The 26,866-nt window shown below is 61.7% G+C and carries 30 protein-coding genes; 16 read left to right on the top strand and 14 right to left on the bottom strand.

The window, feature by feature from the left end; all coding sequences use genetic code 11:
• Positions 1-3: 3 nt before the first annotated feature.
• From ACVW16_RS05140 to ACVW16_RS05130, 3 genes are read right to left on the bottom strand one after another with little or no spacing between them, the layout of a single operon-like run.
• Positions 4-963 carry an ABC transporter permease gene (locus ACVW16_RS05140; RefSeq protein ID WP_456738188.1) on the bottom strand — a complete coding sequence of 320 codons (960 nt, stop codon included), beginning with the start codon at positions 961-963 and terminating at the stop codon, positions 4-6.
• Entirely contained in the window at positions 963-2,252 is a 1,290-nt protein-coding gene (locus ACVW16_RS05135) for an ABC transporter substrate-binding protein (RefSeq protein ID WP_456704290.1), read from the bottom strand. Before ACVW16_RS05135 ends, ACVW16_RS05140 begins: the two co-directional genes overlap by 1 nt.
• 43 nt (positions 2,253-2,295) lie before the next feature.
• Positions 2,296-3,282, bottom strand: coding sequence for an ABC transporter ATP-binding protein (locus ACVW16_RS05130; RefSeq protein ID WP_456704289.1), 987 nt, complete (start codon positions 3,280-3,282; stop codon positions 2,296-2,298).
• A 268-nt stretch (positions 3,283-3,550) separates the two neighbouring features.
• Between ACVW16_RS05130 and ACVW16_RS05125 the strand changes: the two genes are divergently transcribed.
• A complete protein-coding gene (locus ACVW16_RS05125) occupies positions 3,551-4,258 on the top strand; it encodes a GntR family transcriptional regulator (protein WP_456704288.1) in 708 nt (235 codons plus the stop codon).
• An 18-nt stretch (positions 4,259-4,276) separates the two neighbouring features.
• Here ACVW16_RS05125 and ACVW16_RS05120 read toward each other — a convergent pair whose 3' ends face one another.
• Both ACVW16_RS05120 and ACVW16_RS05115 read right to left on the bottom strand, forming a co-directional pair.
• Positions 4,277-4,486, bottom strand: coding sequence for a hypothetical protein (locus ACVW16_RS05120; protein ID WP_456704287.1), 210 nt, complete (start codon positions 4,484-4,486; stop codon positions 4,277-4,279).
• Positions 4,487-5,194: 708 nt separating this feature from the next.
• Entirely contained in the window at positions 5,195-5,821 is a 627-nt protein-coding gene (locus ACVW16_RS05115; protein ID WP_456704286.1) for a transglutaminase-like cysteine peptidase, read from the bottom strand.
• Between the two features lie 140 nt (positions 5,822-5,961).
• On the opposite strand from ACVW16_RS05115, the gene ACVW16_RS05110 reads away from it, so the two are divergent.
• A complete protein-coding gene (locus ACVW16_RS05110) occupies positions 5,962-6,165 on the top strand; it encodes a hypothetical protein (RefSeq protein WP_456735544.1) in 204 nt (67 codons plus the stop codon).
• Here the strand turns inward: ACVW16_RS05110 and ACVW16_RS05105 are convergent.
• Positions 6,152-6,763 (bottom strand): PilZ domain-containing protein, encoded by a 612-nt coding sequence (locus ACVW16_RS05105; protein ID WP_456735543.1) that lies wholly within the window; start codon positions 6,761-6,763, stop codon positions 6,152-6,154. The genes ACVW16_RS05110 and ACVW16_RS05105 overlap by 14 nt on opposite strands.
• A 149-nt stretch (positions 6,764-6,912) precedes the next feature.
• The gene (locus ACVW16_RS05100) at positions 6,913-8,130 is read right to left on the bottom strand and encodes an MFS transporter (RefSeq protein ID WP_456735542.1); all 1,218 of its coding nucleotides are present in this window, start codon (positions 8,128-8,130) and stop codon (positions 6,913-6,915) included.
• Between the two features lie 496 nt (positions 8,131-8,626).
• On the opposite strand from ACVW16_RS05100, the gene ACVW16_RS05095 reads away from it, so the two are divergent.
• The 9 genes from ACVW16_RS05095 to ACVW16_RS05055 all read left to right on the top strand — a co-directional run bounded on the left by ACVW16_RS05095 (position 8,627) and on the right by ACVW16_RS05055 (position 14,583).
• Complete coding sequence (locus tag ACVW16_RS05095; protein ID WP_456738281.1) at positions 8,627-9,871, top strand: tyrosine-type recombinase/integrase; 1,245 nt, start codon at positions 8,627-8,629, stop codon at positions 9,869-9,871.
• Between the two features lie 7 nt (positions 9,872-9,878).
• Positions 9,879-10,166, top strand: a complete 288-nt coding sequence (locus ACVW16_RS05090; RefSeq protein WP_456737203.1) for a hypothetical protein — start codon at positions 9,879-9,881, stop codon at positions 10,164-10,166.
• 133 nt (positions 10,167-10,299) lie between these two features.
• The gene (locus ACVW16_RS05085) at positions 10,300-10,611 is read left to right on the top strand and encodes a hypothetical protein (protein ID WP_456737204.1); all 312 of its coding nucleotides are present in this window, start codon (positions 10,300-10,302) and stop codon (positions 10,609-10,611) included.
• A 116-nt stretch (positions 10,612-10,727) separates the two neighbouring features.
• Positions 10,728-11,546 carry a hypothetical protein gene (locus ACVW16_RS05080; protein WP_456737205.1) on the top strand — a complete coding sequence of 273 codons (819 nt, stop codon included), beginning with the start codon at positions 10,728-10,730 and terminating at the stop codon, positions 11,544-11,546.
• Complete coding sequence (locus ACVW16_RS05075; RefSeq protein ID WP_456737206.1) at positions 11,441-12,382, top strand: hypothetical protein; 942 nt, start codon at positions 11,441-11,443, stop codon at positions 12,380-12,382. The genes ACVW16_RS05080 and ACVW16_RS05075 overlap by 106 nt, the downstream gene beginning before the upstream one ends.
• 102 nt (positions 12,383-12,484) lie before the next feature.
• Positions 12,485-12,733 (top strand): hypothetical protein, encoded by a 249-nt coding sequence (locus ACVW16_RS05070; RefSeq protein WP_456802241.1) that lies wholly within the window; start codon positions 12,485-12,487, stop codon positions 12,731-12,733.
• 125 nt (positions 12,734-12,858) lie between these two features.
• A complete protein-coding gene (locus tag ACVW16_RS05065) occupies positions 12,859-13,917 on the top strand; it encodes a hypothetical protein (protein ID WP_456737208.1) in 1,059 nt (352 codons plus the stop codon).
• Between the two features lie 5 nt (positions 13,918-13,922).
• A complete protein-coding gene (locus tag ACVW16_RS05060; RefSeq protein WP_456737209.1) occupies positions 13,923-14,426 on the top strand; it encodes a hypothetical protein in 504 nt (167 codons plus the stop codon).
• Positions 14,410-14,583, top strand: coding sequence for a hypothetical protein (locus ACVW16_RS05055; RefSeq protein WP_456737210.1), 174 nt, complete (start codon positions 14,410-14,412; stop codon positions 14,581-14,583). The genes ACVW16_RS05060 and ACVW16_RS05055 overlap by 17 nt, the downstream gene beginning before the upstream one ends.
• Positions 14,584-14,837: 254 nt before the next feature.
• Here the strand turns inward: ACVW16_RS05055 and ACVW16_RS05050 are convergent, their stop codons facing one another.
• Entirely contained in the window at positions 14,838-15,797 is a 960-nt protein-coding gene (locus ACVW16_RS05050) for a DUF2971 domain-containing protein (protein ID WP_456737211.1), read from the bottom strand.
• A 118-nt stretch (positions 15,798-15,915) separates the two neighbouring features.
• Between ACVW16_RS05050 and ACVW16_RS05045 the strand changes: the two genes are divergently transcribed.
• Positions 15,916-17,433 (top strand): hypothetical protein, encoded by a 1,518-nt coding sequence (locus ACVW16_RS05045; RefSeq protein WP_456737212.1) that lies wholly within the window; start codon positions 15,916-15,918, stop codon positions 17,431-17,433.
• A 24-nt stretch (positions 17,434-17,457) separates the two neighbouring features.
• On the opposite strand, the gene ACVW16_RS05040 is transcribed toward ACVW16_RS05045, so the two are convergent.
• From ACVW16_RS05040 to ACVW16_RS05025, 4 genes are all read right to left on the bottom strand, one after another.
• Complete coding sequence (locus ACVW16_RS05040) at positions 17,458-18,255, bottom strand: hypothetical protein (protein ID WP_456737213.1); 798 nt, start codon at positions 18,253-18,255, stop codon at positions 17,458-17,460.
• A gap of 238 nt (positions 18,256-18,493) precedes the next feature.
• Positions 18,494-18,865 (bottom strand): hypothetical protein, encoded by a 372-nt coding sequence (locus tag ACVW16_RS05035; RefSeq protein WP_456737214.1) that lies wholly within the window; start codon positions 18,863-18,865, stop codon positions 18,494-18,496.
• A 283-nt stretch (positions 18,866-19,148) separates the two neighbouring features.
• Entirely contained in the window at positions 19,149-20,111 is a 963-nt protein-coding gene (locus tag ACVW16_RS05030) for a pyridoxal-phosphate dependent enzyme (RefSeq protein ID WP_456735541.1), read from the bottom strand.
• A 29-nt stretch (positions 20,112-20,140) separates the two neighbouring features.
• The gene (locus ACVW16_RS05025; RefSeq protein WP_456735540.1) at positions 20,141-20,986 is read right to left on the bottom strand and encodes an acyl-CoA desaturase; all 846 of its coding nucleotides are present in this window, start codon (positions 20,984-20,986) and stop codon (positions 20,141-20,143) included.
• A 305-nt stretch (positions 20,987-21,291) separates the two neighbouring features.
• Between ACVW16_RS05025 and ACVW16_RS05020 the strand changes: the two genes are divergently transcribed.
• The 3 genes from ACVW16_RS05020 (at position 21,292) to ACVW16_RS05010 (ending at position 23,558) form a co-directional block, all read left to right on the top strand.
• Complete coding sequence (locus ACVW16_RS05020; protein ID WP_456735539.1) at positions 21,292-22,443, top strand: zinc-binding dehydrogenase; 1,152 nt, start codon at positions 21,292-21,294, stop codon at positions 22,441-22,443.
• Between the two features lie 71 nt (positions 22,444-22,514).
• Positions 22,515-22,937: a VOC family protein gene (locus ACVW16_RS05015; RefSeq protein ID WP_456738187.1), complete on the top strand. Its 423-nt coding sequence runs from the start codon at positions 22,515-22,517 to the stop codon at positions 22,935-22,937.
• Positions 22,938-23,045: 108 nt separating this feature from the next.
• On the top strand, positions 23,046-23,558 hold the full coding sequence (locus ACVW16_RS05010; protein WP_456704280.1) for a hypothetical protein: 513 nt from the start codon (positions 23,046-23,048) through the stop codon (positions 23,556-23,558).
• A gap of 11 nt (positions 23,559-23,569) precedes the next feature.
• On the opposite strand, the gene ACVW16_RS05005 is transcribed toward ACVW16_RS05010, so the two are convergent.
• Complete coding sequence (locus ACVW16_RS05005; RefSeq protein WP_456735538.1) at positions 23,570-23,923, bottom strand: cupin domain-containing protein; 354 nt, start codon at positions 23,921-23,923, stop codon at positions 23,570-23,572.
• A 71-nt stretch (positions 23,924-23,994) separates the two neighbouring features.
• The gene (locus ACVW16_RS05000) at positions 23,995-24,720 is read right to left on the bottom strand and encodes a hypothetical protein (protein ID WP_456802240.1); all 726 of its coding nucleotides are present in this window, start codon (positions 24,718-24,720) and stop codon (positions 23,995-23,997) included.
• Between the two features lie 100 nt (positions 24,721-24,820).
• Here ACVW16_RS05000 and ACVW16_RS04995 point away from each other — a divergent pair, with 100 nt between their 5' ends.
• Positions 24,821-26,836, top strand: coding sequence for a DEAD/DEAH box helicase (locus tag ACVW16_RS04995; RefSeq protein WP_456735536.1), 2,016 nt, complete (start codon positions 24,821-24,823; stop codon positions 26,834-26,836).
• Positions 26,837-26,866: the final 30 nt, after the last annotated feature.

Below are 26,866 nucleotides of genomic sequence, written 5' to 3'. Positions count from 1 at the left end.
CGCCTAGAGCTCCTTCTTGATGTCGACGATGCGCGACATCATGGTGATGATCAGGAACGTGATGACGAGCAGGATCACGGCGTTGGCGGCTGCGGCCGGGAATTGCAGCGCGTTCACCCGCGTCTCGATGATCTTGCCGGCCGCCGCGATCTGCTGGCCGCCCATCACGCCGATGGTGATGAAGTCGCCCATCACGATGGTGATGACGAAGATCGAGCCGATCACGATTCCGGGCTTCGCCAGGGGAACGATGACGTTGACCAGCGTCTGGAAGCCGGTGGCGCCGGCGTCATAGGCCGCTTCGATCAGCGATTTGTCGATGCGGATCATCGAATTGAAGATCGGCACGACCATGAAGAAGGTGAAGAGGTGCACCAGCGCCAGCACCACCGAGAATTCGGAGAACAGCAGCCACTCCAGCGGCTGGTTGATCAGGCCCGTCTTCATCAGTCCGGAATTCACCAGCCCGTTGCGCCCAAGCAGCGGGATCCAGGCGATCATGCGGATCACGTTGGAGGTCCAGAACGGGATCGTACAGAGCAGCGAGAGTCCCATCTGCCAGGTCTTGGATTTGACGTGGAAGGCGAGGAAATAGGCGACCCAGAAGCCGATGAAGAGCGTGATGGCCCAGACCAGGAAGCACAGCTTCAGCGTCTTCAAATAGGTTTTTGCGATGGTGCAGAGATCGGGGAGCTGCGCGATGCAGCCTTCGAACGTGTCGGTGTAGCCGCGGCCCGAGAGCGCCGGCAGCAATTGGTATTCGTTGTAGTCCCAGAAGGAGACAATGACGACGAAGACGAGCGGGATCAGGAAGAAGGCGACAAACACCAGCATCATCGGCCCGGCCTGTAGCCAGGAGACGAAGGAGGGCGACAGGCGCGCGGATTTGGCCGCGCGCCTCGTGTCGGTCCCCCGGACAATGTCCGGGGGCGCCTGTTGCAGGATGTCCTCCGACGTATCCATCACGCGGCGATGAACTCGTTCCACTTGCGAACCATGTAGTCGTTCTCGTCCATCACGGCGTTCCAGCACGCCACTCCTCCCATGCGGTCCTCGTAGGAGCCGCCGTCGCGCACGGAACCTGCCTTCTCCAGCAGCGAGCCGTCGGGCGCCTTGATGTCCTTCTCGGCGGGCTTGCCCTCCATCCAGTAGGCCCACTCGTACGGCTCCATGTTGGCCTTTGCGGTCGAGAGCACGGCCGAGTAGTAGCCTTGGCGATTGAGATAGGCGCCGGCATAGCCTGACAAGAACCAGTTGACGAACTCGTAGGCCCAATCGAGCTTCGGACCGGACACGCCCTTGGAGACGCAGAAGCCCGATGCCCAGGAGCGGTAGCCTTCCTTGAGCGGCTGGAAGGTGCAGGCGATGCCCATCGAACGCACCTTCGTCACCGCCGGCGACCACATCGACTGGATCACGGTCTCACCCGAAGCCATCAGGTTGACGCTTTCGTTGAAGTCCTTCCAGAACGCGCGGAACTGTCCGGCCTTCTTCGCCTCGGTCATCACCTTCATGGTGAGATCGATCTCTTCCTTGGTCATGTTGCCCTTGTCGGCATATTTGTACTTGCCGGTGGCTTCCACGACCATCGCGGCATCCATAATGCCGATCGAGGGGATGTTGAGGATCGAGGCCTTGCCCTTGAACTCGGGGTTGAGCAGCTCAGCCCAGGAGTTGATCGGGCGCTTGATGAGGTCGGGACGGATGCCAAGCGTGTCGGCGTTGTACACGGTCGGGATCAGCGTGACGTACTCGGTCGGCGACGTCGCGAATTTCTTGGAATCCTTGCCCTCGAGATAGAGCACTTTCCACGGCGCGGTGCCCTGGCCGCCGATCTTCTTGCCGCCGGGCGTCTCGCCCTTGGTGAAGACAGGCGTGATGTTGTCGAATTCCTTGATCTTCTTGGCGTCGAGGGCAAGGATGTTGCCCGACGGAACGATCTTCTTCAGCGAGAAATATTCGGTGTCCAGCACGTCGAAGGAGTTCGGCTGGGTCATCACGCGCTTGGTGACGTCGTCGGTGGTCGCGGTGATGTAGTCGATCTTGATGCCGGTGTCCTTCAGGCACTGCTTGGAGATGTCGTCGCCCTCGTTCACGGCGGTGCCGAGATAGCGCAGCACCTTCGGCTCGGCCGACATTACGTAGGGGAAGCCGGTGATGGCGCCGGAGCCGGCGGCGAGGCCCGCGAGACCCGCGGTGCCCTTGAGCAGCGTGCGGCGGCTGACGCCCGATGTCTTGGTGGTCTTTGTCATTCCAGTCACTCCTCTGTGTTGCGCATTTTCTGTGATGACGGCGCTATTGCAGACGTTGCGCCTTGGCGGGATCCCAGGTGGCCAGCACGCGATCGCCCGGCCGGAACGGATGGACATCGAAGGTGGCTTCGGGAACGTGGGAGAACAGGGCGGTGCCGTCGTCGAGCGTGAGCGAGACGGCGACATAAGAGCCCTGGTACTCGGTCTGGGTCAGCAGCGCCGGCGCGCCGAACGCGCCGTCAGTGACCGGCTTGATGCCGAGCTGATCGGCGCGCACGGCGATGAGTTTTCCGGCGTCGCTGAGGACGTTGTGACCGCCGATGAAGCGCGCCACGAATTCGGTGCGGGGATGGTGGAAGATGTCGCGGGCCGTGCCCTGCTGCTCGATCTTGCCCTGATTCATCACCACGATGTGGTCGGCAAGCGCCATCGCCTCCTCCTGGCCGTGGGTGACCTGGATGAAGCTGATGCCGAGCTCGCGCTGCAGCCGTTTGAGCTCGCCGCGCATCTTGACGCGCAGGAATGGATCGAGCGCGGACAGCGGCTCGTCGAGGAGGAGGATCTGCGGCTCGGTGATCAGTGCACGCGCGAGTGCGACGCGCTGCTGCTGGCCGCCGGAGAGCTGGGCGGGCAGGCGACCCGCGTAGGGGCTCATCGCCACCAGTTCCAGAAGCTCGCCGGCGCGCTTGTGCCTGGTCGCGCGGTCGATGCCGCGCATTTTCAGGGCAAAAGCAACATTGTCGAGCACGCTCAGATGCGGAAACAGCGCGTAGGACTGGAACATCATCGCCGTGCCGCGGCTGGCGGGCGCCAAATCGGTCACGTTCTGCGGGCCCAGGATGATGTCGCCCTCGCTGACTGCCTCATGGCCGGCAATCATGCGCAGCGTCGAGGTTTTGCCGCAGCCGGACGGGCCGAGCAGGCAGCAATAGGTGCCGGCGGGGATCTTCAGATTGACATTGTCGACCGCCAGCGTGGTGTCATAGCGCTTGGTGACGGCAACCAGTTCGAGAGCGGCGGGAGTGGCCATGGCATGTCCGCGAGAGAGGCGATGTTCTGCCCCTCTCCGCAAGGTCCGTGCCAACAGCGCCAAAATTGCCAAATTGGAAAACTGTGCAGCGAAGTCAGGTCGTTAGATCGAACTTCGGAACATTTGTGCGGCGCAGGGGGCGGGCGGGGTGTGCACACGAAATGGGCGAAGATTGTATAAAGTTTCGCCTGTGATTGGATACAACTCATCGTTTACGATCCGGGACTGACCATCTCCGATCGAGTCCTCAAACCCAGACTTCGAACTAATGGCCGCCAAATCCCGCCCGAGATCCGACGCGCCCGACGTGGGCGATCGCGTTATCCGGATCAGGGAGGGTGTGACCGCGGCAATCCTCGAGCACCGTCTGTTGCCGGGCACCAAGCTCGGCGAGGACGAGATCGGCGAGATCTATGGCGCAAGCCGCACGCTGGTTCGCACCGCGCTCCAGCAGCTCGCGCACGAGGGCATCGTCAACATCGAGAAGAACCGCGGCGCCTTCGTCGCGCGCCCGACGCCGGCTGACGCGCGCGAGGTGTTCGAGGCGCGCCGCCTGATCGAGCCGACCATCGTCGACCACGCCGTCGACGCGGTGTCGCCGACGTGGATCGATCGCCTGCAGCAACACCTCACCGAGGAGCGCGAGGCCGAGGCGCGCGGCGATGCGCGCGCCTCGGTCCGGCTGTCCGGCGATTTTCATCGCCTTATCGCCGAGATGAGCGGCCACAGCATATATCTCGGTTTCCTGAAGGAGCTGATCGCGCGCTCGTCGCTGATCATCCTGCTCTATCGCCGCCACGACACGCCGGCTTGCGGCACCGATCATCATGCCGGGATCGTCACCGCGATCCGCAAGGGCGACGGAGAGACCGCGCGCGCCCAGATGCTGTCGCATCTGAACGAGATCGAGGCCGAGCTGTTCCTGAAAGATCCCGCTGCTGACGAACTGCGGCTCGCGGACGTGCTGGGTGCATAAGCGAACCGCGCCGGCCCGCTATGGCAGCGACGATCCGTCGTTCCGCCTGATGATCTTCAGCACAAGCAAAACAGCGCCCGCCACCAGGAAGAGAACGCCTACGAAAGTCGTTCCACTGGATTCAAAGGTCACGCCGACCGCGGTCAGCAGGCATCCGATGATGATTGCGATGAGTCCGCCGAGCTTCTTGACCAGCAGGATACGTCCGTCACTCGTTTGCGCCACCATGTTACGCCTCGTCGTTCAGGTCTCGCCCCTCGCTTTCAACCCTTGTGCCGCCCATCCCCACGAGATCATGGTGGCGATCGTACTCCCACATGGCGGCGTTGCAACATCTGCTCGATCACTCCTGTCGCGCGAATGCCGGTCGTTTGAGTGAGTCGAGTTCGACGCCAGCGCGACAGTCGTGCTTACCTGTCGGAGAAGAACAAGCGCTCTCGCAGGAAATGGCTGAAGTGCGAAAAGTCCTGCGGTTGCAAATTGGCTGGCTGCGGGTTCTGCACGCAAAATGATCGGAGCGTATCGAGCTCTGGAACGGAGCCGACGTTGAGTTCTTCAGCCCAAGTCATCTTCTGTTGAGATCCGTTCCGCGGAGTGGTGCGATGGCCTCGACCTGCAGTCGCACGGCACCGGCTGGCTCACTCTGGCGTGGCGGTCAAAGGCTGCAATCGCGTAGCGGCTCAAACAAGCTCGGAGTGGTTGGGGAGGCGCGCTCGCCGATCTCCTGGTGGTCGACGGCAATCCGCGCGACGCCATCAGGCTGGTCGAAGATCCCATCAAGGCTGGCAGAACCTACAGGAACAGTCTGGCACCGCTGACCCGACCGCCCCAAAATTGTTGCGGCCAGGCTTTGGGGGAAGCCTGGCCGCGCGCGATCCGGTCTGGGACGGGGAGGGGTGGGGATGTGACCGGTCGCGTAACTCGTTTCTCTCTCAACTACTGATCTCTTGCGCTGGCGGTGGAGACCGCCGGCCTGGTATCGCCGAGCGAGACCCAGACATTGGGATCGGCCTGCGACTGGCGCTTGACGAAGCGGTAGCCGGTCTCCGTCCAGGCGACGACGTTCTCGTTCTGATTGTCGAGAACGAACTCGCCCTTGTCGGTCTTCACCGTCAGCACCGCATGTCCTTCGCCCTTCCTGTCGCGCACGACGGTGATGAGCAGGGCCTCACGCGGCCAACCGGCATCCATCAGCATCTTGCGCTTCAACAACACGTAGTCTTCGCAGTCGCCGTAACCGTCAGTCGGCAGCGACCATTTCTCCACGACGCCCCAGTGGTCCTGGTCGGTCAAAGGCTTGATCGTCTCGTTGACCCAGCGATTGACCTTGGTCAGGTCGCGCCACGCGGTCTGCGACATCACGATGTCGCGCGGCTGCGTCGGCCCGCCCTGACATTCGGCGGCATTCTCGGCACAAAACTCGACCCAGCCGATCGGCGCACGCGTGGTGTCGCCGAGGCTCGCGTAGAGCAGACGGCCTTCGCCGGCCTGCGCTGTCGCGCTGATCCCGAACAGCATGGCAACAAGTGCCAGTGCCTTCCCCTGTCCCGTGAAGTCCAACATTGCGGCCCCCGTTTCTTGTTGGGACCACATCTCGCACGGAGCTTTTGAGTTGCCGCTAAGTCAGTCAAGTCAAGTCGAGACGAATACAAGTAAAAGTCGCGGCCAAATCGATCTATACTTGAAGTGAATTCGACTAAAATTTGAAACGACTGCAATTGATTCAAATTGTAGCAATTAACGCGCGCACGCTGGCGGAACTGGGGTTTCTGCCGGGAGCAGGTCGCACGTTAACCCGCGTGCGGTCGCGTCAAGATACGAAAAAAGGCGGCTTCCGCATCGCGGAGGCCGCCTTTGAGGCTGGAAAAGCCGGGGTTTTGCTGTGCTTTCGCTTTACCGCGCGGTAACGCTCTCTTCGAGAGTCTCGATCGGCTGCGAATGCAGGAACTCGAGTGCGAAGCCGTCTTCGAGGTTTCGGACCACGCGCCCCTGGACCCGGCCGAGCAATACGGTCGATCTCAGCGGTGGGCGGTTCTCCGCGGCAATGGCTGCGCCCGACAGCGACAGGTCGATGATGCGACAGGTCATCTTGGTACCGTCCTCGAGCGTCAGAACCGCGATCGGGTTGCGCGGCACGACGCGGTCGTGGCGGCGGTCTTCCGGCAGATTGAGGATGTCGCGGTTGGCAAGCCAGGTCAGCTGGGCCGCGAGCTTGTCGCGCTTGCGCGGCGTCGCGCCCACCGTCATGGCGAAGCCGTTGTCGATGATCCTTGTGATCTTGCCCTCGACCCGGCCGATATGGTCGAGATAGGCGACCACGCGATCGCCGACATTGCCGATGCCGGGCGCCAGCAGCGCGAGCCCGCCGGGCGACATATTGATCACCTGACAGGGGAATTCCCGGCGATCCGGCAGCATGTAACGGCCGAGCAGGTGCACCTTCACCCGCTGGAAACGCCGACGTTCCTCTGCGGCTGGAAGAAATTTTTTGTTCGCCAACGCCATTTTCACAACCCGACCCCCCGCCTGGCGGAGTCCAACACCACCCTAAGCTGCATAGGGTTAATGCCGCGTTATGATCTGGCGCGGCGAATACCGAGCGACACGACGCGTTGAAAAAGCCACATCCGGGGCGGACGGTATCGGGCTGCGCCCTAGGCTTTCCTGGTCGCCCGCCCGTAAAGCAGACACAGCAGCCCCAGCAGCGCGGCGGCCGAGAGTCCCAGCGACCAGTGAATGCCGATCGCCGCGCCAAACACGCCGACGGTGATGCCGCTGAAGGCCCGCATGCCGAGCCCGGCCATATTGTAGAGCCCGACGACGCGGCCGCGGATGTCAGAAGGCGCATTCAGCTGCACCAGCGCCTGCGCCATGGTGTTGAAGGACAGCTCGAAGAAGCCGGCGCCGAACAGCAGCGCGATCGCGACCGGATAGATCCGCACCGCCGCGAACCCGAGCAGGGCCAGGCTCCAGAAGGTCGCGAGCAGGATCGCGGTACGCGGCGTGCCCTTGAGGCGTCCCCAGGATTCCAGCGCAATGCCGGCGAGCAGTGCCCCGGCGGCGTCGGCTGCCAGCAGCACGCTGTAGGACACGCCGGGATCGCCATGGCCGAGATCGCCGGCAAAGCCCGGCATCTGGGCGTGATAGGCGTTGCCGATCATGAAGGAGGTGAGCCCGGCAAGCCATGTCATCGCGGTCAGCACCGGCTGGGTGCCGATGGCGCGGATGGTCAGCAGGATGTCGGCAAGGCCGCGCACCGCGAACCGCCTGACAGCGAGGCTGCTGTCGCGCACCGGCGCCCAGAACAGCCACAGCAGCATCGGCAGATAGAACAGCGTGTTGAAGATGATGCCGTGCGAGGCGCCGAGCGTCAGCATGATGATTCCGCCGACCGCAGGTCCGACCAGGATGCCGAGATAGCGCGCCATCGCGTTCAGCCGGACCGCGCTCGGAAGGTCTGCGGGGCCGACGAGGTCGTAGAGCAGCAGCTGGTTCGGTGTTTGCCAAAGGACACCCGCGCAGCCATGGATCACCAGCAGCAGCATCGCGTGCCACATCTGGATGGTGTCGGTGATGAAGAAGAAGCCCCATCCACTTGATGCCACGATGAACAGCAGCATGCCGCACTGGATGATGCGGCGCGGATCGAACCGGTCGGCCAGCCCGCCGACCGCGACCGAGAGCAGCAGGAAGGGCAGCCAGTGCGACAGCACCGCAAAGCCGCCCAGCGTCGGCGAGTGGAATTTCTGGAACACCACCCAATAGCTGATCACATGCTCGATATTGTCGGCCATCATCGCCAGCACATAGGCGATGAACTGCAGCCGATAAGGCACGGACTTCATCGCCGCGAACGATCCGGACGCGGTCATGGGGTTTTGCGGAAGGGGGTTCAAGCGGGCACCAGGAAAGGACTCTTGGGGCCTTACACGTTCGGTGTGGGCGGCTCAAGACAATTGGGTGTGCTCGAACACCAGCCATGCACTGCCGCAACACACTCAACCGTCATCCCGCGCAACCGCGAAGCGGTTGTCGCTGGAGGTGCGAGCGAAGCGAGCCTCGAAGGATGACCCGCAAGCGCCCGCAGCCTATCCTTCAAGGCTCTCCTTGCGATGCTGACGCATCGCAAGGAGAGCACCTCAGGATGACGATGGAGCTTGTGGCAGGCGCCGTAGCCCGGATGGAGCGTCCGGGCTACCCTATTTCCGGTTGCTTCCGGTTGGCTCTGGTTGAGTGCGAGATGACGCGAAAATGCCTTTGTTTATAGGCTTTTTCGCTTCAGGCCTTTTCTGGTTGATTGTATTATGCCCCATCTAATTCCGACCCGTTCCGAGATTGGACCGGGGGATAGACCGGGGGTACGAAAAAATGCGGACATGGGACAGGCTCTCGGCGACCTTCGTGAAAGGCCTAAAAGTGCCCGGCAAATTCTACGACGGCGGCGGCCTGATGCTACAGGCTACACCGACGCAGACCAAGGGCGTCGTTACCAAGGCGTGGCTATATCGCTACCAGATCGACAAGCGCGAGCGGTTCATGGGAATTGGCAGCGCGCGAGTCGTCAGTCTCGCCGAGGCTCGTACCAAAGCCAACGAAGCCCGTAAGCTGGTCGCGGCCGGGATCGATCCGATCAACCATCGCGACACCGGGCGCATGGCCGCCCGCGCTGCCGAGCTGCACACCGCAACCTTCCGTCAAGCGCTCGACGGCTTCCTGACCAGCAACGGTGACGGCTGGCGCGCTAAGCATTTCAAGCAGTGGCAGAACTCGATGAACACCTATTGCAAGCCCCTGATGGGCGTCGCGGTAGCCGACATTGACGTCGGCATGGTGCTGAAGGTGATCGAACCGGACTGGAAGCGGGCGCCGATCACCATGGATCGCGTCCGCAGCCGCATCGGCGAGGTGTTGGGCTGGGCTCAGACGCGAGGCCTGCGTTCACCGGGGCCGTTGCCGACCGACTGGAAGAATCACCTCGACAAGACCCTGCCGCATCCGCGCAAGCTGAAACCAGTCGTGCATCACGCCGCCATCGGTCACAACGCGGTGCCGGACCTCTACAGAAAGTTGATCGCCACCGACTCCATCCCGGAGCTGTGCCTCGCCTTCGCGATCCTGACGTGCATGCGGAGCCAAGAGGCGCGCGGGGCGCGGTGGGACGAAATCGATCTCAATGCCAAAATCTGGACGGTGCCGCCGAGCCGCATGAAGCGTAAGCGCGAGCATCGCGTACCGCTGTCAGCCGAGGCGCTGGCGCTGCTGAAGCGTCTGCCAAGGAGCGGCGAGTACCTGTTTACCGTGAAGGGCGACAGACCCATCGTCGCCATGACCCTGCGCAAGGCATTGCACAGGCACGGCGGCGACGCCTTCACCGTTCACGGTATGCGTAGCGCATTTCGCGACTGGGGTGGCGAGCGCACCAACGCGCCGCGTGAACTTTTGGAAGTGGCGCTGGCGCACGCCATTGGCAACCAGACCGAAGCCGCCTATGCGCGCGGTGACCTGTTGGAGAAGCGGCGCAGGTTGATGCAGCATTGGGCCACGCATTGCGCCACGCCGACCGCGCCAGCCGACCGCAAGGTGGTCCCGTTGCGCGGTGACGGTCGTGGATGACCGGGTGATGCTGATCGTCGTCGGGGAGTTGCTTGATCATCCCGACGCATACGGCATTCCACCTGAGACCCTGCGCGAGCTGCTGGCGCGGCTACGCGACCTGCTGACGGCCGAATCCGCAAAACGACCGCGTCATCGTCCGAAGCAAGACACGGGGTCCTTCGTCGCCACGCTAATCGGATGCGGAGCTAGCCGGGCCAAGGCTATTCGCCTCGTGGCCAAGGCTGAGCGCAAGACGCAAGATGCTGTCACGCGGGCTTTCGAACGCCATCAAAATTCGAAGCGACAAAAGTAACCCCGACTTTTGTCGCCAAACGACAAAAGCACCTCCCTACTTTTATGGTCCGGCCGACGCGCTGCAACTCATGGCAAGCGCTCCACTTGTTGTGCATGTTGGCTCTTGCTGATGATTGATCGCGAGGCATGACATGGCGGACCACATCCCCAAACGCATCCGTGACGATGATGAGCTGATCAACCTCGACAGGACACGAGCAATCATGGGCGGCATTTCAGTTTCGACCGCCTATGAAGACCCCGAGTTGATGGCTCTGAAAATTCCAATGACTGCACCGGGCCGCCGCACCAAGCGCGTCTCTTTCATCGAGCGCGAGGTTAAGGCCCTACGCGCCGAGCGCGTCGCACGCGCCGAAGCCAATGCGGAGCGCGTTCGCGCTGAAACCGTGGCCCGAGTCGAGCGACGCCGCTCGCGCCAGCGCCGTGCCACCGCCGAAGTCTGAACTCGCGACCGCCCCGGACGGGGACATCCGGGGCGGTGGAAATCATCTGATCGCTACTTCGTCATCTGCGCCTTGCCGGGCTGCGACGGTGTAGCACCGAACACCGGGCGCTATCAATGCCGGACAACAGTCTCCGCCAGCCAAGCACCTTCCCCGAGCGCGACGACTGGCTGAAAGCTATCCTGAGCGCCGATCTGTCCCATGTCGCCGCGCGGGTCGCCATCCGGATCGGCCTGCATTTGCACGTCCGGACGGGCCAGTGCAATCCGGGCATCGCCAAGATCGCCACCGGCAGCAAGATCTCGGAACGGTCCGCCTATCGACAGGTCGCGCTGCTTGAGCGGGTGGGCTGGATCAGCATCAGCAGCGGCGGAGGACGGAAGCGGAGCAACCACTACATTCTAAAATACCCTGACGCAGTTCTGTCAGGGTTTAGCGCTGAAAACCCTGACCGGGGTGACAATAAAACCCTGACAGCGGCGACAAAAAACCCTGCCACCAAGGTGGCAGACAAAAAGCGTTTAACTGCGAACAGAACTGCGGTGGCTGGCGCTACCACGCCAGCCACAGGGGAGAGAGAGCGCTCGCCTTCGCTCGCTGTCATCCCCGGCGCGCTCGTGCCTGACGGCGGCGCGCGGGAAACTTTCGAAGTGCTGCTGACGATTTGGCGTCGTCCCTATGGCGAGAGCCGCGCAGCAGCGTGGCAGTCTTTCGTCGAGATCTACACGCCCGAGATCCGCGACCAACTTATCGCTTCGGCGCGCAGATGGGTAGCTGCTCGACCTCCAGATAAACTCCAACCGCTTGAGAAGTGGTTGCGAAACGGGGCGTGGAAAAATCAACCGCCGTCACGAAAGTGGCAGGGCAACAGCGGCAAGCCCTCCCTGTTCGGCATGACGCTGGCGATGACCAGAGACGACGGAGACGGCCAGTGAGCAACGTCGTCCCGATCAATCGATATCCCGGCCATCCCCTTCGCGCGCTGAAGGCCTTTGCCGAGGACGCAGACAGGCTGGCCCGACGTGCAGTTGAATTGGACGAGTTGCCCGGCACGATCCGGGCGCGGGCCGAGGTGATGCAGGACCGCGAGATGATCGCCAAACTTTTCGCCGACGCCAAGCGAGACGCGACACTGAACGAGGCCGACGTCACAACGCTCGCCCAGTGCGAAGCCGCTCTGGCCCGCTTTGATCCTGATTCCAATTACGATGGCGATGATCTGAGGCTCAGCGTGGTCGGCGAGCGAGTTGCAGTTTTACTCGGCGCGTTTCCGAATGCGGCTCCGGGAGATCCCGAAGTTTACATCCGCACTGTGGTCGAGAATGTCCGCAGCGTCGAAATGACCTTGCCCGCGCTCGATGCTGCGATCTGGCAGATTGTCGGCTCGCTGAAATTCACTCCTGCCCCAAGCGAGGTGCTGGAGATCGTAAGCAGGCAGCAGGACGACTGGGACCGCCGGGCGCATGCGATCTTCACGCTCGCCGCGAGGTCGCGTTGCACCATCGCCCGCATCGAGGCGCTGGAGATCGAGGCGCAAGAGGCGGCGAGAGCGAGAGCAGAGAAACAGCAGGCTGCTGAGAAAGCGCGCGCCGTCGATCAGGCCCGGCGCGCGCTCGACGGCGCTCGGACGAGACTATCGGAGATGAACGTCGAACTCACTGAACGGCAACAGGCTTTCGCGGCGGCGATGGTGTGGATGCGGGAATGTCAGGACGATGTTCTGAAATGCGAACAGGCGCTGGCGGAAGCGATGAAGCGATTAAACGAATGAACGGCAGAGAATGCGGTAGTGCGCCGCGACCGCAATGTGGTCTCGGCCCCGAACGGACAAAACCCCGGAGTTTCGCCGGGCTTTCAATCTCAAGGTAGAGTCATGCTCCACCGCCCACCGGCTGCCGCCCGACCGCGCATCGACAAGCGCGAACGGCGACGGCTGGCGCAGCGGGAATATCGCCGACGGCTTGATGCCGGACGGATGGCGGTATCGGTCGAGATCAGCGCCGACGTGATCGAGATGCTGATCGCAAGTCGCTGGCTGCTCGACAGCGAGAGCAGCGACCGCAGCAAGATCGGGCTGGCGCTGGGAGCAATGGTGGCGGAGGCGGCAAAAAATAAACCGTGACCGATCTTCATCGCAAGCCGGGAAGTCGTGGCATCCTACCTAGCATGAGCACTGCACCCGCGCGACAAGGAGTTCCGTTCAGGCAAGACCCGGACGCGCTCCGCCGCGAGAGCATCGATACGCTGATGCGCGCGGTTACCGTGCATGTCATTGCCACTGAACGTCCAAAATCGCCCCGACAAGACCCGGTAGTAGTCGCTTCGGAGTGGTACAAGGGCGACAGCGCCGTCGAGCGGTTGACGCGAGACGTCGAGCCGATTGAGCGCGGTTGGCTGATCAGGGCCGGTGTCAGCCCGACCGATACAGCGAGCGCCCCGGCGCTAGTGCAGACGCTGACCGAATACTTGCTACAATCGCTAGCGCCGATCTCGGCAGCCGCAATCCTGCTTCGAAAGACCCTGCAACTTAAATTCAACGGCTTCGGCAAGATCAGTGTCCCCTCGTTCATGGCGTCTGTCAGTTACGCCTCGTTTGTCGGTCAAGGGAGGCCGGTCCCGGTCTACTCGCTGGCGACGTCGCCTCTTGTTTTAGAACCTGCCAAACTCGCGAATGTCGCGCTTTTGACCGATGAAATGATCAGCGGCAGCGGCGGCAATGCGGAGGCGATGGTCAAGGATACCTTGATGCGGTCCATCGGACTGAACGCAGATGCCGCGCTGTTCGATGCAAACCCCGCGATCCCTGAAGAACGGCCCGCAGGACTACGCAACGGCATCACAGCCAGTCCCGCAAGCACCGCGACAGATCCGGCCGCCGCGATGATCGCGGACATCGAGACGCTGACTGGGGTCGTCGCTGTGGTCAGCGGCACGGATCCAATTATTCTTGTCGCAGCCCCCGCGCGCGCGAGGACCATGCCGCTTCGGTCGTTCACTCTCGCGACGGGGCAGTCGTTCGCCATCCTGCCATCCAATGCAGTTGCCCCAGATGACCTGATTGCAATCGCACCGAGCGCCGTCGTCAGCGCGACCGGCTCGATAGAAGTTGGAGTTTCGACCGACGCAGTTCTGCATATGAGCGACACACCGACCGATCTCGGCACCGCTGGCACGCCGAACGTCCCCGCGACGCCAGCCAAGTCGTTGTTTCAAACGAACTGTGTCGGGCTCAGGCCTCGCCTTGAGTTGACTTGGGCGCGACGACATCCGGCCAGTGTCGCTTGGTTGACTACAACGGCGTGGTGACCGTCATGGATGCCGACAATCGAGCCGCATTTGCCGAGGCGAAGGCGCGGAGCTGCCTGCTCTTGGATCGCGACGGCTACCGAGCCGAGCAACGAAGCGTCGAAGCTGCGGCGGTCGTCATGCATCACGATGAGCCTATACCTCACCGGATGAGCCTTGAGGCTCGGCGCCAGCGGATGGAAGCGAGCGAGCAAGCCAGACACCGCGCGAACGTCGAGCGGCGAGAACGAGAGGTGCGGGAAGTGCTGGCGAGGTATCACGCCCAGATGCAAGCGCGGATCTTCGTTGACAGCCGGATCTCCGCCGCGATGGCCGAGCACGACGAAGCCCGCTTGGATGCACACAGCAAAGTAATTTCCCACGAGAGGAAGCGCGTGGCCGCAGAGGTCGAGAAGCTCCGCGACGAACTCGGCGAACTCCGCGCCGAGCTGACCATCGCCAAGGCTCATCGCGGCGAGGTCGTCGAGGTCCCGCAATTTCTGGAGAGGCGCCATGGACGAGCGCAATGACCGCGACAAGCTCAGCCTCTTCGTGCTGGACATCATGGAGCGATCCCGGCTGATCGATCTGCGTGAACAGGTCTTCGGGCTGGCACCGAGGTTCGCCGGGTTAAGCGAGCCCCAAGCGGAAAGGCTTCTCGTGGAGCTGTACGGCGATAGGCCCTAAATCCACCTCGCAAATGGCGAATAAATCAATCAAATCCTCTAGTTACGGAGGTGAGTCATCGCGCAGGAAGCAAGAAAGGTATTGCATAGGCGACACCTCTGTAGAGGCCTCTCCGCAGGCCAAACGGGAGCCGGGGGGCGCTTTCCGAAAACGGGATGGATAGCCAGTTCCAGCGCGGGGCGTTGCAAACTTAAAAGAAAATCCTTCTACGACTTTTGGAATCGCGAGCACGGCTATCTAGAGCCCGCTCACGCCTAGGACCGATAGGGAATTGTGGAAAACGCGATCTCGACCGCCTCGCTGGTGTGAAACGCGCGAAGGCAGTCCTTTGCGAACAACGGCGCTTTCGCCTTATCGGCCGCCGGTCCAACAATGATCTTTTTCAACGACTTGGCTGAAGCCGTGCGCCAATCGAACTCACGGTATCGGACCAGCTCGTACGGTCTCGTCCGGTACTTTACTTCCGGCGCTGGATGCGGCCCCGCCTTGTGAATTTGCAGGAAGCGATACTCAGCCTCGTTGGAGTAAGCCTCGTGCTTGAAGAACAGCGCACTTCGGAGACAATGCATCCAAGTAAGGACGAGTAAGTCGCCCATATACTCGTGCAATGTCGGACTATCGAGTTTTTTGCCGCGCGGCAATGAAATTAAGTGAAACATACTGTCAATGATTTCGGTGTGCAACTGAACGGCTGTTGCGTCGCTGTACTTCACGTGAAAGGTCGAGTTGTTTGAATCGGGCAGACCTGACGCCTTGATGAATGCATCCTCTAAGAGAGAGGTATCGAAGCCAAGCGCGTAGCCACGGCCGTTATCAGCATAGGAGCGCCACTGCCCTAGATCATCTCCTGCCGCACTAAAGCAGCATACAAAGTAATGCGCTGCGGCCTCGATACCACCATCGATCAGGAAGCGTTCGAACTGCTGGGCAAACAGCTTGCTTTCACCGGGCCCGGTGGCGGCGCGTCTATTTATGATTTCGACGGCATGAGAAAAGCCGTGCTTTAATTCAGCAGGATCGTTCAGGTTCGAAATGCTTGTCAGTCGAATGTTGCCGTGTTCGAGGATGCCCTTGAGCCCCATGTCATCCGTGTAGTGAAAGAGCATGGGAGGCGGCGTCTCCGCGTCCAACTTCCGAGTAAAATCGGTGAGCGCGACCTCGCTGATCTTGTCGAACTTATCCAGCTCGGTTTGCATATCCGGCGGAATTGTCATGGCAATTTTCCTGTTCGATGCAATTTGCGCCCGCAACCAAGCGTGTCAAGGTCCGGGCGTACCCGCAACCGTAGAATCATGTTAGGAGTCACTTTTTTGGCGATGCCAGCGAACCGCGATGTTACCTGATCGAATTTTCAACCTGTACAAACAGCTCCGGAAAAAGGTCGGCGAACTGGCGCGAGAGGAATCCCTCCGCGTTATCTGGGCTTACACGCAGTATTTGCAGGTCCCTGACTTCAAGATTCCGCCCGACATTGAAGTGGACCGCCGGTTCTACGAGCAAGACGTGCAGCGCGCATGGATAAATGAATGGCTGTTGATGCTCCTAGCAAAAGAAGTTCTCCTGCATAGCGGGGTAATTGCGAAAAAGGGAACATCGTTGCGGCAGTGGAGGACGCTCGCAAGCATCATAGATAGTATCAATCGGCTGGAGCAGGAGATCTATGGTGAGTATGGCTCGCCCGACAACGTGTTGGTGGAGCTGGTTCGAATCGCGCACCGCACTTTTGAATGGCAAGGAAACGGCCCGCACGCGGATGCCATTGTGCGTTACCACAAAATCCTCAATGTGCCCGCGATTAGTCAGATCTGCGTGCAGCAACACGGGGTGACGATCTACGAGCTGATGGCTTGCTGCACTTCGATGTTGGGTCATTTTTTAGGTTCGCACTCGCTGCGCTTGCCATTAAAAAGTGAGATCGCAGAATTGCCAATGGAAAAGTATAATGCGGTCTTCTCCCTGATCGCGGAAGATCTCTCTACGCTGAAATCAAAACTCAATCGCGAGCAACAATATAACGAGAGCTTTGCTTACGCCTACAGTTCCCTGCGCGCGCGACCCATAATCCTGATGTGTTCAGGAACGGCCGACATCGCGGTGTGCCCAATTCCGACGCTGCTGTTCTGGCGTTTCACTTCCGGGCTGTACTACGATTTTATCGGGGTGCCCGAGTTCGCAAATCTATTTGGAGATTCCTATCAAGCATACATTGGCGAAGCTGTGCGCGCGGCCGCTCCGTCGCTGAGCATTCATGAAGAGCGCCCCTACAAGATAGGGAAGGATGAAAAGCGTTCGGTTGATTGGATCGTATCGGACGATGCCAATTCTGCATTGTTCATCGAGTGCAAAGTCAAGCGCATGAGGATGGATAGCAAGAAAGCCCTCACCGATACATCGCCGCTCCAAGAGGATATTGCCTATATGGCGTCAGCCGTCGTGCAAACCTACCGAACGATTCAGGACTGCATTGCGGGACACTACTCACACTTCAAGGTCACGCCGGACACCAAAATCTATCCATGCGTTGTGACTTTGGAGAATTGGCATATGCATGGGCCCGTGATGTACGGCTTTTTTCGGGACTTGGTCAGGAAGAAGATGGCCGAGGACGGAGTACCGGAGGAATATCTAGTGAAAATGCCGTACTCGGTCTGGCCAGTAACAGACTTCGAACTTGGCCTTCAGATTATGGACGAGACGCCTATAGCGACGGTGATGGACGGCAAGTTGCTAGACAAAGAAAAGCAGGACTGGGAATGGCGGCCTTACCTTTCACAGAAGTTCAAACAGCCGCGTAAGCCGCTCTTTGGAGACGATTATCAAAAGCTCTTTGCTGACTTTAACCCGGTGTAATTATCCAAATCCTCTCCGATCTCGTCAGGGAATGATCGCGCTTAGAGTGCTGGTCAGTTCGCCGGGCGCGCAGATCCTGAAAGGATGCTTGGTCTCGACGTCGAACAAGCCTCTGTCGACTGTCGCGAAAGCAAGCACTGCGAATGAACGACGAAAGGTGGCAAGAAACATTGCCATGCGCTCGTCTTCCGCGATTCGCCACTGATATTCGAACTGGTCAGATACCTCAAATTTTCCTTGGCGTAATGTCGTCGGCGGTAATAGGTGCTCGAAAACGCTTTGGGGAAAGGTACCATCGAGACGGTCGTAGTTTGAAAACCAGCGCGCGACGATTCCGCCTGCCTTCGGGAGAATTGTTTTTGTCAGTTCGTAGTAGAGCGAAAATCCGATCTTGAACGCGAAAGTCTGCATGTGAGCTGAGACCAGCGGGCCATTGGCACGGAGTACGCCGCCAATTTCCTCTTGCCATGCAGCGGACGACTGCTGCTCGGGAGACAAGTACATTTCCTGCAACAATCCGGGGATGTTATTGTTGACGGCCGAAAAGATGTTTTTCATCTCAGCGCGGCCCGCTTCCGTTCCCGAATCCGGCATAGACCGGCCAATCATAGCCGCCACTAGATCTGCGTGCTTGGTGCCGACGTTGCATGGCTCGCAACTACCAAATTCCAAACCTTTAGGACGCTGGCGCTGTTCGAACATGATGATCGGCGGAACGTGATCGACAGTCGTCGCAAGTTGGTCGCCGCCGCAATAGATGCATAGCGGGCAACGGCTGAGTACGGCGGCATGTACTCGGCGCTTCTGTTTGCTTTCACCCATCTGGAAAAAGACCCTGATGCTGCTCTCGACATCGAATCGAGATCGACGTTTACGAGGCTTATTGCACCCGAAAACTCTGTTGGGACAACCTTGTATCGTGTCGGCTGAACCCGAACTTGCTCACGCGATAAGACGCCGTCAGGAAAGCTACGGCGCTGGCGAAGTCAGAGATGAAAAGTGAACCAAACCGCGAGCGCCGTGCAATGTGCTCGCTCGCGAGGTTGAAGACTTGAGTCCTCTAGGCTTCTTCCAGCGCGTCGATCTTCGCTTGTATAGTATCGCGAGCTAGCAGGATGGCCGCTTTTACGTCAGCGATGTCCTCCTCGGCCGCCGCCATGTCGAGCGCTTCGATGGCTTCGTTGAGCGTGTCGATTATGCCTTTCACAGCGAAGCGCGTGAGGTACGGCCCTTCCGGCGGAAGATCAGCATCAGACGACGGTTGAGCATTCGGATAGTTGCCGCCACCGCTCGCGATCTCCGCAATGCGACCGCCATTGACGCCAAAATATGATGCGATGTCGTGTTGGCGATCTCCACGCGCAAGCATTCCCTTCACGATGCACGTGTCTCTGTAGCCGAGCGAGATACCGCTCGCCGCTGCCTTGGCCATCTCAAGCCCCCCACTGCGCGTTCCAGTTGCGAGCGGACTGTACGACACCGAAGTCGCAGGAGGCTAGGGTTGATACGAGACCGCACCCGAAGTCGCATCTGATGCGCGCGTCGAATGAAGGCTGGCTTGGGGAAAATAGGGGCTTGGCCGCGCCAGATCGCGGGGGTTAGATCGGGGGTAAGATGGGCGCGACCTAAATTATCTAAGTGATTTCAATGCCGTAGCCCGGATGGAGCGTAGCGCAATCCGGCACAGCGGTCTCCGGCTCGTTCATGCAAGCCCGTCAACTCTCATCGCCGGAGGAAGGTACGTTGCCTCCGCAGGCAATCACCCATAAGCGATCGTGCCCTTTGCCCACGACACCTCCCAGCACCGCCCCCATCGCCAGAGCGCCGCTGGGCTCTGCACGGATGCCATACATCTCTCGCAGAAGTCCCCTTGCCGCCCTCACAAGACCATCGCCGACGGCAGACACATGGACGTTTGATCTTTCAAGCACGTCGAATGCGAGGGCACCGATCTGACGCGATTGCAGCGCATCGCAGATGGTCTCTCCGGAGGGACTGATCGTGATCGGCTCCCCGGCTTCGCGGGCCTTGGCATAGCGCCGGTGCGTTTGCGGTTCGACGACGTAGATGGCTGCGTCGATCGATCGGGATCGCAAGGCAAGGGTGACACCTGCCGCCAGTCCGCCACCGCCACAAGCCACGACGATAGCATCCCTGCCTGCGCCTTTCTCTCGGATGGCGGCCGCGATCTCCGAGCCCAAAGTGTAACTCCCCATGACCATCTCTGTGCTTTCGAAAGCATGCAAGTTGCTCCAGCCCCGATGCTGGGCTTCCAATCGAGCCCGTGCCACGAGATCCGAGCGGTCCGTGAACGCTATCTCGGCTCCTGTTTCTATCACCTGCGCTCTCTTGAACTCCGGCACGTCGTGGGGGACGACCAGGCATACAGGTTTGTCGAGCGCTCGAGCGGCCAAGCCGACAGCAATCGGAAAGTTGCCGGCTCCCGCTGCCACCACACCATGCGCTGCATTTTTGGCTCCGAGAATCGCCCCCCGAAACTTGAACGATCCTCCGTGTTGAACGGTTTCATCCTTGACGTAGATCGTTCGCCCGATCCGGGCGTCCAACGCAGGAGAAGACCGCATCGGTGTCGCGACCACTCGGCGGGTGGCGAATTCGAGATCGTCTGTAGACAGGTCGAGCACGCAACTGACTCTCTTTCCGGAATTGTGGCTCATGAGCCCAGCCACTATGAGGCGCGCGGAGATTAGCGTCCAATCAGCTCTTGTGACGGCTCGACCAATCCTGTGAACGTCGCCTCCGTCAGCCGCCGCAGCCCGGGCCGCTCCGGCAGATTGTGCGGCGTCCTGACATTCCAGACGAGCCCGACGGCTTCAAGCGCCGGATCAGCCACCAGCCGGGATCGACCTGTCCCGGCAACAGCCCCATCTTCGCCGAGCCCGGATAGGCATGATGGTTGTTGTGCCAGTTCTCGCCCATGCTGATCAGCGCGGCGAGGCGGACAATGTAGCCCTGGGCGGCGACGCCATCGATGATCCAGATTTGCTCGCCTCTGGTGTGGGAGAAGTGGCCGACCAGCCAGTTCCGGTGACGCAGACGCTGACGCGCACGCAGATGCCCAGACCAGCCAGTCCATGCCGCCGATCGCGAAGAAGAGGAGAGCCCACGGCAATTGCTGCAACATCCATGTGCGTTCGACGAAGGCATAGAACCGGTCACCGGCGAGCCTCGGCTCGAGCCGGAAGTCCGGCGGATGGCGCAACACCAGGCGGCAATGCAATTGCCACCATGCATCGCGCCAGAAGCCGGCGTGATGGCGGGAATAGTCGTGGCACGCGCCCTGGCGCTGCGCCCAGTCGCGAAAGTCGTGCAGGCGGATCATGCCGAACGGGCCGGCCATGCCGACAAGCGTGCCGAGATAGACGAAGAGATGTTCGAGCCAGAGCGGACAGTCGAAGCTCGCATGGATCAGCTTCCGATGCATGCCGACGGAATGCCCGGCGCAGAGCGTGATGGCGCTGGCCGCGAGGAAGAGCGTAAATGCCGACCAGGAGAAGCAGATCGGCGCAAGCACGATGGCGGCCATGGTCATGCCCGCCCGCCAGCCACAGCGATTTCTCCGGTGCCCATTGCACATGTCCGTCCAGCGGATCGGTGTCAGGCGCGACAAAGATTCGTTCCGAGCCCGGTCGCGTCTCCATCTGATGATCCCGGCTGAGAGCGGCGCAGGACGCCGCGAAAACCCGAAGCAGGCTTTGCCCCGGTGCACGCAACCTGCGGACACAACCGCGGCGTGTCAACATCTGCGTTGCTGTTTCCAACGTCGCGCGGCTGTCATAGGCTGATCGCGAGCCCGCAACCAATTAACCACAACAAGCGGGCCGCGAGGAAACTGCCATGGACCAGATCCGCGTCTGCACCCACGCCGGACCGGGCACCGAGCCCGTGATCAAGACGGTGCCGTGGCCGAAGGTCGGCCGCAAGGGTGCGCTGATCAAGATCGGTGCGTGCGGCGTCTGCGGCACCGATCTGCATATCCTCAAGGGGCATTGGCCGAAACCGCTGCCGTGGCCGTTCACGCTCGGCCACGAGCTCGGCGGTGTCATCGTCGAATGCGGCGACGAGTTCACCGAAGACTTCATGAGCAAGCCGCTCGAGGTCGGATCGAAGGTGATGATCCCGCCGCTGATGCCGTGCGGGCGCTGCCATTACTGCATCCACTATCCGCTGACCGCCAACAAATGCCTGACGCCGGTCTATTACGGCCGCTATCTCGGCTTCGACAAGCCGCCGCACATGTGGGGCGGCTGGGCCGAGTATGTCTATGTCGATCTCAACATGCTGCCGGGCACCAAGATCTACAAGCTGCCCGACGACATGTCGCTGCGGCTCGGCGCATTGTCCGAGCCGCTGACCTCCTGCATCCGTGCCTTCAATCGGGCGACCCGCGCCGGCGGCTTCAGCTGGGCCGACACGGTGGTGATCCAGGGCTCCGGCCCGATCGGCATTCTGGCGGTGGCGGCAGCAAAGGAGATGGGAGCAGGGCGCGTGATCTGCGTCGGTGCGCCGGAAGAGCCGCGGCTCGAGCTCGCCCGTGAGTTCGGCGCGGAAGCGACAGTGAACATCGAGGCGATCAAATCGCCCGAGGCGCGCATCGCCCGTGTCCGCGAGATCGTCGGCGGCTTCGGCGCCGACCTCGTCATGGATTGCTCGGGCCATCCGAGCGCCGGCCCCGAAGGCATCGAGATGCTGCGCGACGGCGGCACCTACGTCGAGATGGGCCAGTTCACCGATGCCGGCTCGATCGAGACCTCATGGCACCGCATCTGCACCAAGGACCTCAACGTGCTGGGCTCGTGGGGTTTCACAGGCAATGATCTCCCGCTCGGCGTCGACATGCTCTACCGCACCCGCGACAAATATCCCTGGCTGAAGATGCAGACGATCTATCCGTTCACGGAAGCGGGCGTCTCGCAAGCCGTGAAGGACGCGATGGCGATGAAGACGGTGAAATCGACCATCGTGCCGTGGCCGGATCTGGTGGAGTAGGACTGTAGCCCGGATGCAGCGTGATCTGGGCGGCCGGTCCCGCGAACCGGCGATTGGAACAAAAGGCCACGATGACAAACGGACAAGCATCCGGACCCAAGCGTCGCTCTGTCTTCAGCGCCATCCGCGCCATCGACTACAGCGTCATCTTCGTGCGCGATATGGCGGCGATGCGCCGCTTCTATGAAGACGTGCTCGCTCTGTCTGTGCGGCGCGAGCTGTCGCCGAACTGGATCGAGTACGGGCTCGGCAGCAACACGCTCGCGTTGGCGCGACCAAGCCGCACAGCGGCTGACGCGCCGATACCGGCGGGGAGTGCCTCACTGCAACTGGCCTTCAAGGTCTCTCCAGCCGAGGTCGATGCCTGCGCCGACGAGCTCGTGCGGCAGGGCGTGGCGCTGTTGTCGCCGCCGACGAACCAGTCGTTTGGGCATCGGACGCTGTTTTTCCGGGACCCCGACGGCAATCTTCTGGAAATCTATGCCGAGATCTGATCCGGCCGCGCCGAACGCCCCAAAAGTTCCGTCGAAAATCCTCGAGTTATTCACGCCGGGGTGAAACTTAGGCCCGAGTTCCGGCTTTCAGTTCACGGGAGAGGTACCGTGAAGCAAGTCCTGAAACCGGTCACTTACATCCTGGCGGCCATCTACTTCCTGGTGGATGCGGTGTTCATGGCCGTGGCAATGCCAATCTCCCGCTGGATTGCCCGGCATTTCGAATTCAAGCGGCTGCGCGCCTGGATCAGATCGCTGCCGCCATATCCGTCGCTCGCGCTGTTTTCCGTGCCGGTGATCATTCTGGAGCCGATCAAGCCGCTGGCGGCCTATCTCGTCGCAACGGGTCAGTTCCTGAGCGGCGTGGCGGCGTTCGTCGGCTGCGAGCTGCTCAAGCTGGTGCTGGTCGAGCGCCTGTTCCATCTCACCCGCGACAAGCTGATGCGAATTCCGGCGTTCGCATGGTGCTACGGCAAGTTCACCGAGATGAAGGCGTGGCTGGAGGCAACGGAAGCCTGGCGCGCCATCCGCGCCCTAAGCCGCGCCGCGAAGGACTCTCTCGTGCGGGTCAGGGCGCGGTTGGCCGGCAGCTTCAGCAGGCTCGTGACGTCAAGGGATTAGGGCTGCGCCCTCTATGCGAGCTTGCGCGCTGCGGCCGTGGCCTTGTCGCCTGTATTCGGCGTGCCCGTCGGCTCGATCAGCATGAGGTGAACCTCCTCGCGCGCCACCGGGCGATGCTCGACACCCTTCGGCACCACATAGAGCTCGCCCGGTCCGAGCGTGACAGTGCGGTCGCGCAGCTCGATATCCAACTGGCCCTTGAGAACGAGAAAGAAATCGTCCGTATCGTCGTGCTTGTGCGAGGTGAATTCGCCCTTCACCTTCACCACCATCACGTCGCAACCGTTGAAGGTCGTGATCGTGCGCGGCGACCAATAATCAGTGAAGGTAGCTAACTTGTCGGCGAGCGATATGCTGTCGGCCATGTTTGATCCGTATCCGTTTCCGTGAGGCAGAACCTGCGATCGGATGATCGGTGTGGCAAGACACCTATCCGTCAACTGGTCGATCTTGCTCCGCCGACCTCCGAAGTGGCATCAAGCTCACTCGCCCTCACCACCGTCGCGCCCACCACCTTGGTGCCCTCAAGCTCGCGCACGATGCGCTCATCCGGTCCCACGATGCCGAGATCGAATTCGTGCTCCGGCGTGACAAGGATCGTGCGCTGGCCGATGATCACGACAACCGTCATCTCGTTGCGCCCGCCTTCCGCGGCCCAGGCGCGGATCTCGGCTTTGTAGGGCTCCCTACGCCATGCATTGGGAAAGCCGGGGTCGCAGCGGATTTCGACGCCGTCCTCGGACGTGGTCAGGACCAGCTTGGAGCGGCTCGGCTTCCAGCGTTCGTCGAGGAGGCCATTAGCGAGCCAGAGGCAGGCGAACGCCTCGCATTCGGCGGGCCGATCGCCATAGATCGCGCAGCCGCGGCCGGGCTTGCAATGTGTGCACCAGCTGCCCACCGGCTTGGCGAGCGCCTCGATGGCCATCACCTTGCAGCAAAGCGTGCAGTCGCCGCACCGACGTTCGCCTGATGAGGCCATACGTGCATTCCTGGTCCGTGTGATCGCGCCCAATTTAGGCGAAATGGCCGCCAAAATCCGCCGTTCCGCGGCCAAAGCACCCCAAAATGGCCGGCCGAGCATCCCGGGCCTGTTCACCCTGTCGCCAATGCCATGCATCAAAGGCATGGTGATTTCGCCGCTGCTGGCGTAAAGAGCGTCCAAATCAAGATCATCATGGGTGTGACCGGGTCTTCTGCCGCGAGGGCAGCGCCAGGCCCACGGCTTTCCGTTCCGCGCCCGGACCAACCAAGGTTTTCATCCCGTGTCCTTTCCGGCCCTGACCCCGCCGCTCGCCCGTGCCCTGGCTGAGCGCAATTACGATTCTCCGACCCCCGTTCAGCTCGCCGTGCTCGGCGAAGATACTGTCGAACGCGATCTTCTGGTGTCGGCGCAAACAGGCTCCGGCAAAACCGTCGCTTACGGTTTGGCCATGGCCAGGGACCTGCTCGGCGATGCCGAGACGTTCGAACGGGCCGCAGCACCTTTGGCCCTGATCGTCGCGCCGACCCGCGAGCTCGCCTTGCAGGTTCAGCGCGAGCTCACCTGGCTCTATGCTCATGCCAGCGCGCGCGTCGTCTCCTGCGTCGGCGGCATGGACCCGCGCCGGGAGCAGCGCGAGCTGGCCGCTGGCGCCCACATCGTCGTCGGCACGCCCGGCCGCCTGTGCGATCACCTTCGGCGCAACCGCCTCGACATCTCGCAATTGAAGGTCGTCGTGCTCGACGAGGCCGACGAGATGCTCAATCTCGGTTTTCGCGAGGACATGGAGTTCATCCTCGAGACCACGCCGGAGACGCGCCGCACGCTGCTGTTCTCCGCGACCTTTCCACGCGGCATCGTGGCGCTGGCAAAACAATATCAGCAGGATGCGTTTCGCATCGAAGTCGCGGGCGACGAGGGCGGTCACGCCGATATCGAGTATCGTGCCATCCGGGTTGCTCCCGGTGATGTCGAGCATGCGGTCGTCAACGTGCTGCGCTTCTACGAGTCCCCGAGCGCGCTGGTGTTCTGCAACACGCGCGATGCCGTCAGGCACTTGCAGGCCGCGCTGCTGGAGCGTGGTTTCTCCGTGGTCGCATTGTCCGGCGAGCTGACCCAGAACGAGCGGACGCTGGCGCTCCAGTCGCTCCGGGACGGGCGCGCCCGCATTTGCGTCGCGACCGACGTTGCCGCCCGCGGCATCGACCTGCCGAGCCTCGACCTCGTCATTCACGCGGACCTGCCGAATGACCCCGAGGTGATGCAGCATCGCTCGGGCCGCACCGGGCGCGCGGGCCGGAAGGGTGTCAGCGTCCTGCTGGTGCCGCCGGTACGGCGGCGGCGTGCGGAGGTGCTGCTGAGCCTGTCCGGCATCGAGGCGAACTGGGGCATGGCGCCGCAGGCGGACGAGATCCGCAAGCTCGATCATCAGCGCATGAAGGACGTGCTGTTCACCGAGGAGACGACATCAGACGATCTGGAGCTGGCGAAGGCCTTGCTGGCCGAGCGGTCGGCCGAGGATATTGCAGCTGCGCTGGCGCGGCTTTATCGCGCGCGGCTGCCGTCGCCTGAAGACATCATCGATCCCGGCGAGCGCAGCAGCCGGCCACGTGACGATCGCACGCCGCGCGACGATCGCAAGCCGCGCGACGATCGCAAGCCGCGCGGTGATGACCGGTCTGAGCGGCGGCTTCCCGTCAAATCAGGGAAAAAGCACGTCATGGCGGAGCCCACCGTCTGGTTCCGGGCCGCCATCGGGCGTCGCAAGAATGCGGAAGCGCGCTGGCTGTTGCCGATGATCTGCCGCCGCGGCGGCATCGACAAGCGCGACATCGGGGCGATCAAGATTTCGGACACCACCACCGAGTTCGAGATCTCCGAGAGGGTCGCGGAGTCCTTTGCCCTCAGGGTCAAGCGTCCGGACAAGGAAGACAGCATCCGCATCGAGGCGATGACGGGCGCGCCGCTTGAGCAGACGTCGCCGGAGGGGCGCTCTCGTGCGCCACGGCGCGATGAAGGTGACGACGATCGCGTCGTTCGCCGCAGCGACGATCCCTGGAATGCGAACGAGCGAAAGCAGCACGACAGGCCGCGCGGAAAGCCTGAGGCGAGGGACCAGGGCAAGCCGCACGCCAAGTCTGACGTCAAGCCCTACGACGGCGGCAAATTCGGCAAGCCGGCCTTCGGGAAGAAGAACAAGAAGTTCGGCAACAAATCCGGCGACGCCAAACATGCGCCGTCGGTCACTGAATGGCCCGGCGCCTCCGGCAAGAAGGGCAAGAAGAAGCACCGCGGCTGAACAGCCGCGGCTGGCGGCACGCACTTTGGG

It is taken from the genome of Bradyrhizobium sp. USDA 4474, assembly GCF_054057515.1.
Note: the sequence above shows the minus strand (reverse complement) of the source record. Positions and strands in the feature narration are given on the sequence as shown.